This window comes from Streptomyces sp. NPDC003327 (assembly GCF_053589515.1).
In genome coordinates this window covers 22,773-34,488 of record NZ_JBSFSA010000046.1, presented here as the reverse complement: position 1 = coordinate 34,488, position 11,716 = coordinate 22,773, and the positions used below count along the sequence as shown (strand labels likewise).

7 protein-coding genes are annotated in these 11,716 nt (G+C 73.5%); 5 read left to right on the top strand and 2 right to left on the bottom strand.

The genetic code is table 11. The annotated features are described in order from the left end of the window. The first annotated feature begins 55 nt into the window (after positions 1-55). From ACWDVG_RS26700 to ACWDVG_RS26680, 5 genes are all read left to right on the top strand, one after another. Positions 56-2,473 carry a polysaccharide lyase 8 family protein gene (locus ACWDVG_RS26700; RefSeq protein ID WP_451702657.1) on the top strand — a complete coding sequence of 806 codons (2,418 nt, stop codon included), beginning with the start codon at positions 56-58 and terminating at the stop codon, positions 2,471-2,473. 95 nt (positions 2,474-2,568) lie between these two features. Continuing rightward, positions 2,569-3,852 (top strand): NAD(P)/FAD-dependent oxidoreductase, encoded by a 1,284-nt coding sequence (locus ACWDVG_RS26695; RefSeq protein WP_451702655.1) that lies wholly within the window; start codon positions 2,569-2,571, stop codon positions 3,850-3,852. Between the two features lie 88 nt (positions 3,853-3,940). Continuing rightward, entirely contained in the window at positions 3,941-4,615 is a 675-nt protein-coding gene (locus ACWDVG_RS26690; protein WP_451702654.1) for a class I SAM-dependent methyltransferase, read from the top strand. A gap of 102 nt (positions 4,616-4,717) precedes the next feature. Then, positions 4,718-5,488 carry an NPP1 family protein gene (locus ACWDVG_RS26685; RefSeq protein WP_451702652.1) on the top strand — a complete coding sequence of 257 codons (771 nt, stop codon included), beginning with the start codon at positions 4,718-4,720 and terminating at the stop codon, positions 5,486-5,488. A 129-nt stretch (positions 5,489-5,617) separates the two neighbouring features. Next, positions 5,618-6,391: a class E sortase gene (locus ACWDVG_RS26680; RefSeq protein ID WP_451702649.1), complete on the top strand. Its 774-nt coding sequence runs from the start codon at positions 5,618-5,620 to the stop codon at positions 6,389-6,391. 73 nt (positions 6,392-6,464) lie between these two features. On the opposite strand, the gene ACWDVG_RS26675 is transcribed toward ACWDVG_RS26680, so the two are convergent. Both ACWDVG_RS26675 and ACWDVG_RS26670 read right to left on the bottom strand, forming a co-directional pair. Next, the gene (locus ACWDVG_RS26675; RefSeq protein ID WP_451702646.1) at positions 6,465-9,563 is read right to left on the bottom strand and encodes a glycoside hydrolase family 3 protein; all 3,099 of its coding nucleotides are present in this window, start codon (positions 9,561-9,563) and stop codon (positions 6,465-6,467) included. Continuing rightward, positions 9,560-11,410 (bottom strand): lectin, encoded by a 1,851-nt coding sequence (locus ACWDVG_RS26670; protein ID WP_451702679.1) that lies wholly within the window; start codon positions 11,408-11,410, stop codon positions 9,560-9,562. Before ACWDVG_RS26670 ends, ACWDVG_RS26675 begins: the two co-directional genes overlap by 4 nt. Positions 11,411-11,716: the final 306 nt, after the last annotated feature.

Sequence of the window (11,716 nt, the reverse complement as noted above, 5' to 3'; positions counted from 1 at the left end):
AGGCTGCCGTCCAAGCACCGCCCCCCAACCCCTCCTCCGCGAAGGCTGGTTCACCATGGCCACTTCCCTGCGCCGCCGCACCCTCCTCCAAGCGACCGGAGGCGCCGCGCTCGCCCTCGGGGTCGGTGCGGTCGCCGCGCCCGCCGCCGTCGCCGATCCCGTCTCCGCGGAGCCCCAGGAGTTCGCCGCACTGCGCGCCACCTGGCGCGACCTCCTCCTCGGCACCGGCTTCAGCCCCACCGCCGAGCCGTTCAGGACCCTGCTCGCCGACCTCGGCACGGCCGCCCGCACCCACCTGGCCACGATGGCGCCCGCCGACGGGTCACTCTGGCCCGACGCCGTGTGGCGGGACCCCGAGCCGGACACCGACGCCGAGTCGTACGGCTTCTCGGCCATGATGAACGAGAGCTACAACCGGCTCGGCACCCTCGCCCAGGCCTGGGCCCAGCCCGGCACCGGACTGACGGGCGACCCCACCGTCCTGCGGGCCGTCCTCACCGGCCTCGACCACCTCCACGCCCGGGTCTACAACGAGACCACCACCCGCTACGGCAATTGGTGGAACTGGCAGATCGGCTCCCCGCAGGCGCTCATGGACATCTGCGTGCTGGTCCACGAGCACCTCACGGCCGAGCGGATCGCGGCCTACTGCCGCGCCGTCGACCACTTCGTGCCCGACTCGGTCTTCGCCTCCTACACCGGCACCTCCACCGGAGCCAACCGCGTCGACCTCTGCCGCACCGTGATCCTCCGCTCGATCGTCGGCGAGAACGCCGACCGGCTCGCCCGCGCCGTCGCCGCGCTCAACCCCGTCTTCCCGTACGTGACGAGCGGGGACGGCTTCTACGCCGACGGATCGTTCATCCAGCACCGCAACGTCCCCTACATCGGCGGATACGGCTCCGTCCTCCACGACGGCGTCGGACGCCTCATGGCGCTGCTGCGCGGATCCCGCTGGCCCGTCAACTCCCCGGACGCGCAGCTCTTCCTGGACACCGTCGACCACGCCATCGCACCCTTCGTCCACAACGGCCTGATCATGGACAACGTCTCCTCGCGCGGCATCAGCAGGGCGGGGACCTCCGACCACACCCGCGCGCACGCCCTCCTCGCCACCATCGTCCTCCTCGGCCAGGGCGCGAGCGAGGCGGAGAACGCCCGCTGGCGCTCCATGGTCAAGGGCTGGATGCAGCGCGACTACCACCTGCCGCCACTGCGCAACCCGAAGCTGAGCCTGGTCCGCGCCGCTCTCCTGCACTCCCTCCTCGACGACACCTCGATCGTGCCCGCGCCCGAACCCGTCGGTCACCGGCTCTTCCACCACATGGACCGGGTCACCCACCGCCGCCGCGGCTGGTGCGCCTCCGTCTCCATGGCCTCCCGGCGCATTGCCCACTACGAGTACGGCAACGGCGAGCACGCCCGCGGCTACCACACCGGCGCCGGCTGGCTCTCGTGGTGGGGCGACGACTTCGGCCTCGAGCAGTACGCCGACGCGTACTGGCCCACCGTCGACCCCTACCGCCTGCCCGGCATCACCGCGTCGCGCAAGCCGCTCGCCGACGGCGAGGGCGGCAACTGGGGCCAGCCCATGCCGGACGCGGCCTGGGTGGGCGGCTCCACCGACGGGGAGTTCGGCGCCACCGGCCAGCACCTCGTGGGACTGTCCTCCACGATGAACGCCAGGAAGTCGTGGTTCTGGCTCGACGACTCCGTCGTCTGCCTCGGCGCCGGAATCACCTCGTCCGACGGCCACGCGGTCGAGACCACCGTCGACAACCGCGCCCTCGGCGAGACGGGCGCGCCCGCCCTCACCGTCGACGGCCGGCTCCAGCCGGACCACCAGGGCTGGCAGCGGACCTTCGAGAACGCGCGCTGGGCGCACATCGACGGCCACGCGGGCTACGTCTTCCCCCAGGGCCTGGACCTGACCACCGTCCGCGAGGAACGCACCGGCGCCTGGCGGGACATCAACGCCGGCGGCCCCACCACGCCCCTGACCCGCCGCTACCTCACCCTCTGCACCGACCACGGCACCGACCCGTCGGACGGCGGCTACGCGTACGTCCTGCTGCCCGGCGCGAGCGCCGCCACCACCGCGCTGCGGGCCGCGAGCGGAGCCCGGCTCCGGATCCTCGCCAACTCCCGCGACCGGCAGGGCGTCCACGTCCCCCGCCTCGGCCTGACCGCCGTCAACTTCTGGACGGCCGGCAGCGCGGGGCGCGTCACCTCCAGCGCGCCCGCGTCGGTCCTGATCCGCGAGCACCGCGACGGGACGGCGACCGTCGTGGTGTCGGACCCGGCCCGCCGGGCGACCGCCCTGGAGGTCGTCTGGGAGAAGACGGTCTCGGCGGTGCTCTCCAAGCCCGCCACCGTCACGGCCGCGACGACCGGCGCCACGCTCGAGCTCGTCTTCGGCGACCTGACCCGGCTCGCCGGAGCCCCGCAGAAGATACGGGTCCGCCTCGGCTGATCCCGGGTTCCCCGCTAAAAATCACCTACCAGCCAGTAGGTTGGCTCCGCACCCTCCCCTGAACGGCAACCCATCCCGAAGGGAGCGATCAGCGCATGACCCACCCCGAGAGCGCGGGGGACGTCTACGACGTCGTCATCAGCGGAGCCGGCCTGGCCGGAAGCGCCGCGGCGATCCTGTTCGCCCGACGCGGTGCCCGCGTCGCCCTGCTCGAACGCCGCTCGGACCCCGATGCGTACAAGGTGCTGTGCACCCACTCCCTCACGGCCTGCGCCCACCCGGTGCTCGACGAACTCGGCCTCGTCCCCGCCCTGGAGCAGGCGGGGGCCGTCCGCAACGAGGCCCGCTGGTACACCCGTTGGGGGTGGATCGAGCCGAGGGCCGCGCCCGGGGGCCCCGAGCTGCCGTACGCGTACAACATACGGCGCAGCGTCCTCGATCCGCTGATCCGCTCGCGTGCGGCGGCGACCCCCGGCGTCGACCTGCTCCTCGGCCACCAGGTGACCGGGCTCGTCCGGGAAGCCGGTCGCACGGTCGGGGTCCGCGCGTCGACGCGGCGGGGCGAGCGGGAGCTGAGGGCCCGGCTGGTGGTCGGCGCCGACGGCAAGGACTCGGCCGTGGCGACGCACGCCGACGTGCCCACCCGGCGGTACGAGAACGCGCGCTTCGGCTATCTCGCGCACTTCCGCGGCCTGCCGCTGCGGGACGGGATCGGCCACACCTGGTTCCTCGAACCCGACATGGCCTACGCGTTCCCGAACGACGACGGGGTGACGGTCATGGCGGTCCTCCCGGACAAGGAGCGGCTGCCGGAGTTCCGCGAGGACCTGGAGGGCAGCTTCATGGCGTTCGTCCGCGCGCTGCCCGAGGCGCCGCCCGTCGACTCCGCCGAACGCGTCTCGAAGATCATCGGCATGGTCGACTACCCCTTCCTCAGCCGCAGGCCGACGGCGCCGGGCGTGGCGCTCGTCGGCGACGCCGCCCTGACCGGCGACCCCCTGTGGGGCGTCGGCTGCGGCTGGGCGCTGCAGTCCGCGCGGTGGCTGGCGGAGGCGGTGGCCCCGGCCGCCGCAGGGCGCGGCGACCTCGACGGGGCGCTCGCGGCGTACGCGCGCAGGCACCGCCGCAGGCTGCTCGGCCACCAGTACCTGGCGGCCGACTTCGCCACGGCGCGTCCGTTCAACCCCCTGGAACGGCTGATGTTCTCGGCGGCGGCGCGCGACGCGGCCACGGCACGGCACATGCACCTGTTCGCCTCCCGTCTGATCGGCCCGCTGCGCTTCCTGAACCCCGTGGCCGTCGCCAGGGCCTCGGCCGTCAACCTCCGGCACCTCCGTACGCCCGCGCCGCCCGCGGACCCCACTCGCGCCGCGGCGTGAGCGGACCCGCGGCCCTGCGCGGGGGACTCTTTTGCCGATCCGGCAAGGTGAGTGGCGGGCCGGGGACCGGGTGGGACACGGTGTGCCCGTGACCGACGACAACGCATCAGGAACGCCCGCCGACGCCCGCCGGCCCGCCGACGACTACGCCGGAGACCCGGCCGTACGGGAGGAGTGGGACGCCCGTTACTCCGACCGGCAGCAGGTGTGGAGCGGCCGCCCCAACGGCGCCCTCGTCACCGAGGCCGCCGCGCTCACCCCCGGCCGCGTCCTCGACGTCGGCTGCGGCGAGGGGGCGGACGCGGTCTGGCTCGCGCGCCGCGGCTGGGACGTGACGGCGCTCGAGGTCTCCGGCGTCGCGCTGGACCGGGCGGCCGGGCATGCGCGGGACGCCGGCGTCGCCGTGCGCTGGGTGCACGCCACGCTGACCGCGGCAGACCTCGCGCCGGCCTCCTTCGACCTGGTCTCCGCGCAGTACCCGGCGCTGCTGCGCACCCCCGACGCCGAGGCCGAGCGCGCGCTGCTGGCCGCGGTCGCCCCCGGCGGCGTCCTGCTCTTCGTGCACCACGCGGGCGTGGAGAGCGAGCAGGCGCACGAGAGCGGCTTCGACCCCGCGGACTACGTCTGGCCCTCGACGATCATCCCGCTGTTCGGCGACGACTGGCAGGTGGAGGTCGACGAGCGGCGGCCGCGGGAGATCGAGGGAGGCGCGGGCGCGCACCACACCGAGGACCTGGTGCTGCGGGCCCGCCGGCTGCGCTGAGCGACGGGGGCGCGCGCCGGCGCGGGAACGAGGATTGAGCGCGTCTGAAGTGGGCATGTCAGGCGGCGAGTTGACGTGCCCACAGCGGACGACGGGGGAGACATGCCGAACACCGGGCGCCACCTGACCAAGGGGGCCCTGACCCTCGCCGGTTCGCTCGCCCTCGTGATCGCGTTCGCGGGAAGCGCCGTCGCCGCTCCGCCCCCGGCCCTGCCCGCGAACGCCGACGCCCTGGAGCAGACGTACCAACCCGCGTACGACTACGACACGGACGGCTGCTACCCGACCCCCGCGATCGGCCCCGACGGCACCGTCAACGGCGGCCTCAACCCGTCCGGCGCCCTCAACGGACAGTGCCGTGACTCCTGGGACCTCACCGCCACCAACGGCTACGCGCGCGCCCTCTGCAACAACGGCTGGTGCGCCGTCATGTACGGCCTCTACTTCGAGAAGGACCAGGCCCTGCCCGGGACCAGCCTCGGCGGCCACCGCCACGACTGGGAACACGTCGTCGTCTGGGTCCAGAACGGCGTCGCCCGGTACGTCGCCACCTCCGCCCACGGCGACTTCGACATCCACGGCCGCGACGCCGTCCGCTGGGACGGCACCCACCCCAAGATCGTCTACCACAAGGACGGCATCGGCACCCACTGCTTCCGTCCCGCCAACTCGAACGACGAGCCGCCCGAGAACCACCAGCACACCTGGCAGTTCCCCAGCCTCGTCGGCTGGAACGGCTACCCCGCAGGCGTGCGCGAGAAGCTCGTCGCCGCCGACTTCGGCAGCGCCCACTTCGGCCTGAAGGACGGCAGCTTCGCCGCCCACCTCGCCAAGGCGAAACCCGCCGGGATCCCCTTCGACCCGTACGCGTGACCCGTACGCCTGCCCGTAACGCCTGACCGCCGGTAACAACCGGACCGACGACCGGCCGGGAATAGCGGGCCGCCCTCCGGCGTTGGCCCCTGACGCAGGCCCCGTCCCACGTCAGGCGGTCTACAGCCCATGACCCGTGCCCGTCGTGTCCACCCGGCCGCCGCGCGCCGGACGTCCCAGCGCGCCGCGGCGGCGGCTCTCGTCGCCCTCCTGGCCCTCCTCGTCGTCGGCTGCGCCGTCCACGGAGGCGGGGCCCCCGCGCGGCCCGCGCCGCCCACCACCAGCGCCGGCACGTCACCGCCGCCCGTCGCCGTGACGCCGCCGCCCCCGTCGCGTACGACCGAGGCGCCCGAACCGGTGGCCGCGGCGCCCAGTCCGCGGCCCCGGCCGGCCGAGCTCGACATCCCCTCGATCGGCGTGACCGACCTGCGGGTCGTGCCCTACGAGGGGACCACCGACGACCGGCCCGGCACCCGCATCCAGGACCGGGGCGTGGCGGCGAGCCCGTACGGCGAGCGCGGCGGCGTCGGCCCCGGCGACATCGGCAACTACCTGGTCACGGCGCACCGGCTCTCCGCCGGAGGGCCCCTGCGCGACCTGCCGGCGGTCGACGTCGGCGACACCGTGCGCGTGACGGCGGAGGGCACCACGTACACGTACCGGATCACCGAGACCCGCACGACGTCCTTCCGCTCCGACCGCTCCCTCGCCGAGCAGCGGGCCGCCGTGCCGGGCGCCCCGGGCGAGCGGCCCACCCGGGCGATGATCACGCTGTCCACCTGCGCCACGCCCGAGGACGACGCGGCGGGCAACTTCTGGCGGGACGCCCAGGGCAACCCCGAGCACCGCATCGACAAGATCGGCGTCCTCGTCTCGACCCGTCCCGCGACCGCCGCTCCCTGACCCCCGACCCGTCACGCCGCGGGGGAAGCGTCCGGGGACCGGGGACGGCGGCCCCCGGACGCGTTCGATCCGCTCAGCCGGCCGCCCGGTACGCCCGCGTCAGGTCCCGGACCGCACCGACCAGATCACCGGTGAGCAGCAGATGATCCGCCGAGGCGAACGGCGCCGCCGTCGCCTCCGTGATCCGGTCGCCGATCCGCCGCTGCACGAGCAACCGCGCCGCCGTCACGAGCTTCCGGCCCTCGGCTGACTCGCCGCGCCCGGCCGCCTGGAGCGCCCGGGCCGCGACCGCGATCGCCCGCAGGGCGGCCTCGCCACCGGCCGGCGACAGCGCCGGAGCCGGCGGGGCGAGCGTGGTCAGGCCCCAGCCGTACGGGAACTGCGGGTCGTAGCGCGTGTCGCCCACGTTGATCGGCAGCTGCGCCTCCGACTTCGGCCAGGTCACCGGCAGCTGGCCGGTGAACGGCCGCCTGCCGTAGAGGACGTCGGCGACGCCGTCGCCCTCCGTGCCCGGCAGCCACGACGCCACGAGCGCGTCGATCGCCGCGAGCCGGTCGCCGATCAGCTGGGGCCGGCCGGAGACCACGAGGACCGCGCACGGCATCGCCGCGCACACCCGGTCGACGGCCGTCTTGTCGGCGGCGGTCAGCTCGAGGTCGTGCCCGTTGCCGACGTCGCCGAACCCCTCCGCGTACGGCGTCTCACCGACGACCACCACACCGACGTCGTACCCGTCGGTCGGCTCCGAGGCCTCCTTCGAGTACGCGATGTCCGCGTCCGGCGCCGCCTTCCGCATCGCCTCCAGGACGGTCGTGCCGGTCGTCGTCCGCCCCGACGCGCCCTGCCAGCTGATGGTCCAGCCGCCGGCCTGGTTGCCGAGGTCGTCGGCGTTCGACCCGGCCACGTACACCTTCTGCGAGGGCTTCAGCGGCAGTACCGCGCCGTCGTTCTTCAGCAGTACCTGCGACTTCGCGACGGCCTCGCGGGCCACCGCCCGGTGCGCCGCCGACCCGATCGCCGGCAGGTGCGTGGTGTCCGCGTACGGCTTCTCGAAGAGGCCGAGGCGGAACTTCTGCGTCAGGATGCGGGCCACCGCGTCGTCGACGCGCGCGGCCGGAACGCGACCGGCCTCCACCTCGCCCGTGAGGGTGCGGGTGAACTCCTGGTAGTTCGTCGGCACCATGATCATGTCGAGTCCGGCGTTGACCGAGGTACGCACGTCGCTCGCGTAGTCGCCCGGGATCTGGTCGATGGCCTGCCAGTCGCTGATGACGAAGCCCTCGAAGCCCATGCGGTCCTTCAGGGCGCCGTTGATCATCTCGGCGTTGGCGTGCATCTTCACCGGACCGGCGTCGTCGCCGAGGACGTCGAGCGAGGAGTACGAGGGCATGACCGTGCCCGTGCCGCGCTTGACGGCCTCCGCGAACGGGGCGAGGTGGACGGCCTCCAGTTCCTCCCGGGTCACCTTCGTGACGCCCTGGTCGATCGTGTACGAGCCCGTCGTCGACGACCCGAACTCCGTTCCGCCGTCGCCGACGAAGTGCTTGGCGCTGGTGAGCACCTTGTCGTTCCGGTCGAGGTCCTTGCCGTTCCGCGCGCCCTGCATGCCGTTGATGACCGTCTCCATCGCGGTCACGAGCGCCGGGTCCTCGCCGAACGCCTCGTACGAACGCCCCCACCGCTCGTCGCGCGTCACGCACAGACAGGGCGCGAAGTCCCACGGGATGCCGGTGGCCCGCACCTCCTTGGCGGTGACGGCGCCGGTCCGCGCGGCGAGCCCGGGGTCCCGGCCCGCGCCGATGCCGATGTTGTGCGGCATGATCGTCGAACCGATGACGTTGTTGTGCCCGTGGACGGCGTCCACGCCGTAGATCACCGGGATCTGGAAGCGGGTCGCGCGGGTGCGCAGCTGGTACGCGTCGATCATCCGCGCCCAGGCCTCGGGTGCGTTCGGCGTCGGCACCGAGCCGCCGCCGGAGAGCAGCGAGCCGAGCGCGTACCCGGAGATGTCGCCCTGCGAGCGCAGCGCGTTGCGCTCGGCCTGCGTCATCTGGCCGACCTTCTCCTGGAGCGACATCCGGCCCAGCAGGTCGGCGACCCGCTTCTTCACCGGCAGGCGCGGGTCGAGGTACGGCAGCCCGTGGGCGTTCACGACGACGAGCGGGGTCTCCGCGGGCGCCTTGGCCCCCTCGACGGTCAGCTTCACCGGCACGGTCTCGGCGGCCTCGGCGGAGCCGTCCACAAGGGTCGGCACCTCCACGGACCGGGTCGTCCCCGACGGCGTACCGGCGGGGAAGACGACGCTGCCCGTGACCGGCCGGTAGTCCGCTCCGGGCTCGGCGCTCCCGCCCTCCGCCGCGTACGTGACGGTGACGGGCTCGCCGATCGGCTGGGAGCCGGTCGTGGCGACCGTGACGTCGACGCGCGCCGTGCCGCCTTCGTCGACCGGGTGCACCACCGATCCGGTGACCACGCTCGTGCGCAGCGCGGGTTCCGCCGCCCCGTACAGCTCTACCCCGTCCAGGGCGAACGTGCCGGGCCCGCCGGTCGGCAGGGTCAGCGCGTACCCCCACATCCGGTCGAGGCCGAGGACCTGGTCGATGCCGCCGACCGGCTGGTAGTCGGCGCGGTAGTGGAACTCGGAGAACGGGATCTCGACGAGGTGCCAGCCCTCCCAGTCGTCGGTGAACGAGGTCGTCCACAGCTCGGACGCCTCGCCGTTGGCGCCGCCGTCCTTGATCTCGAAGTTGATCCGCTTGCCGGAACCGGGCGGCAGCGGCGCCGTGTTCTGGCCGTACCACCAGAAGCGGATGCCCTGGTGGGCGGTCCAGTCGTGGGCGGGCCGGTCGAAGGCGAAGTCGTGGGTGAAGCCGCCCCAGCCGCTGATGTCGTAGCGGCCCTGCAGGACCTTCGCACCCTCGGGCGCGTCCGGGCGCGCGACGAGTTCGAGCGCCGGGTGGTCGTCGGCGTCGCTGCCCCAGGTGAAGAGGCCCTCGGCGGGCGGTCCGGCGAACGGCACCTCGCCCTCGAAGCGGTCCACGGCCCGGGGCGCGGGGGAGGCGGGCTCCTCCGCGGCGGCGCTCGGCAGGGCGCCGGCCAGCAGCCCGGCGAGGACGGCCGTCGCGGCGACGAGCGCGCCGCCCGCCTTCTTTCTCTGGTGCTGTCGTGTCATGCGGTGTGCGTCCACTTCTGGTTGGCTCCGCCCGTGCAGGTCCAGATCTGGGCCCGCGTCCCGTCGGCGGAGGAGTTGCCGGTGACGTCGAGACACTTGTCGGCGGCCGTGTTGACCACGTCGTGCGTGACCGGGTCGTAGGTCCAGCGCTGCGCGCCCGTACCGTTGCAGGTGTACAGCTGGACCTTGGCGCCGTCGGCCGTTGATCCGCCCGTCACGTCCAGGCACTTGCCGAGAGCCCGGAGGCTGCCGTCGGCCCCCAGTGTCCAGCGCTGCGCCGCGGTTCCGTTGCAGGTGTACAGCTGCACGGCCGTGCCGTCGGCCGTGGCGGCGCCGGCGACGTCCAGGCACTTCCCGGCCAGGCCGGTCAGCGCGCCCGCGCCGCTCTCGCCGCCGCCGCCCGTGCCCGCCCAGGTGAACGTGGCCGTCGTGCGCGCCGGGAGCGTGTACGTGAAGGACTGACCGCCCCAGTCGACCCGGACCGACTGCGCGGAGGCACCGCCGTTGTGGGCGATCAGCGCCTTGGAACCGTCCGGGTTGCGCCAGGCCACGTTCTGCACGGTGGCGTTCGCGGTGGAGTCGATCCGGTACGCGCCGGGCCGGACGAACTTGGTCAGGTGCCCGGTCGTGTAGTACTCGATCGTGTAGTCGACCTGACCGGCCCGCGGCCCGCCCTCCTGCACGGTGATCAGGCCGGTGCAGGTCCCGCAGCCGCCGTTGTGCGGTCCCATGTCCTGGTTGAGCGCCAGGCTCCACTTGACCAGGCTGCTGCTCCAGTTGCGGGCGTACGTGACGATGTCGCGCAGGTCCTCGTCGTGCTGGTTCGCGATCCAGGTGCCGCCCGAGTGCTCGGTGCTGAACTGCCGGACCGAGGGGTACTGGCCGTGGACCTGGCTGCCGACGGCCGGGTCGCCGAAGTAGCCGTGCCAGGCGATGCCGCCGAACAGCGGGTCGTTGCGCACGCCGGCGTCCCCGAGGACGGCGGCGCCGAAGTTGGCGTAGTCGCCGTAGTTCCAGTCGTGGACGAGGACCTTGGTGGTGAGGCCCGCGGCCCGGAAGGCGGGGTAGACGTGGTTCTTCGTGAACTCGACGAGTCCGGACGGGTTCCAGCTCATGCCGGGGTAGTTCATGGCGGTGGGATTGCCCGCCTGGCAGCAGTTCGGCTCGTTCTGGACGGAGAGGTAGTCGACCTTCACCCCGGCGGCCTGGTAGCTCTGGACGTACTTGACCAGGTACTGGGCGTAGAGCGGGTAGTACTCCCACTTCAGCCAGCCCATCTGGTCCATCCGGCCGTTGTCCTTCATCCACCCCGGGGCGCTCCACGGCACGCCCTTGACCCGAAGCTCCGGGTTGAGCTGCTTGGCCTGCGCGGTCAGCAGCCGGACGTTGGTGTCGTAGCCGTTGGCACCGAAGTCGCCCAGGTCGCAGCAGGTGTCGTCGAGGGAGACGTGGCCGGGCCGGGACAGGTCGGACGCGCCGATGGGGTTGCGGACGAACGACAGCCCGATGCCCTCGGTCGGCGAGAACAGCTTGCGCATCACCGCGTCGCGGGTGGCCGCGCTGACAGCCCCGCCGCGCAGCAGATGGGCGGTGGTGTCGGTGATGGACGCGCCGCCGCCCTCGAACTGCTGGTAGGTGGTGTTCTCGTTGACGGTGATGGTGTGGGCGGCGCTGCCCCCGGCCGGGCCGAAGGCCACGGGCACCTGCGGGGCGAGGCCGCGGGTGACGGTGCGCCCCCCGGCGTCGGAGGTGGTGGTCAGCCAGACGTCGACCCGCTCGCCGGCCGCCGCGGCGGTGCCGGAGCCCGTGAGGACGAGCCCGCTCGCGACGAGGGCGCCGGCGGCCAGCGTGGTGAGGGCACGCGGGCGGCGGGCGCGGCGCGGTGACCCGCCCGCTTCTCCCGGCCGGCGGAGCCGGAGTACCCCTAGCAACTTGTTATGCACCTGGCAACCCTCTCTCGCTGTCGCGCCGCCACTGCGGCGCCCCGGCCGCCCGGTGGTCGCCCCGGGCGGAGTGTGTAGAACTCCTGAAGGCGGAACGGCCCATGCTCGCAAGACTTTTATCAAGTGGTGAAGCTATGGAACGCGCTCCGGCCCGTCAACCCTCCGCACACAACTCTCGTCCGCCCGGGGGCCGGGCCGTGGCCCGCCCCG

Coding starts and splice junctions, on each gene's coding strand:
- ACWDVG_RS26675 (WP_451702646.1), bottom strand. CDS start 9,563: ATGACACGACAGCACCAGAGAAAGAAGGCGGGCGGCGCGCTCGTCGCC.
- ACWDVG_RS26695 (WP_451702655.1), top strand. CDS start 2,569: ATGACCCACCCCGAGAGCGCGGGGGACGTCTACGACGTCGTCATCAGC.
- ACWDVG_RS26700 (WP_451702657.1), top strand. CDS start 56: ATGGCCACTTCCCTGCGCCGCCGCACCCTCCTCCAAGCGACCGGAGGC.
- ACWDVG_RS26680 (WP_451702649.1), top strand. CDS start 5,618: ATGACCCGTGCCCGTCGTGTCCACCCGGCCGCCGCGCGCCGGACGTCC.
- ACWDVG_RS26685 (WP_451702652.1), top strand. CDS start 4,718: ATGCCGAACACCGGGCGCCACCTGACCAAGGGGGCCCTGACCCTCGCC.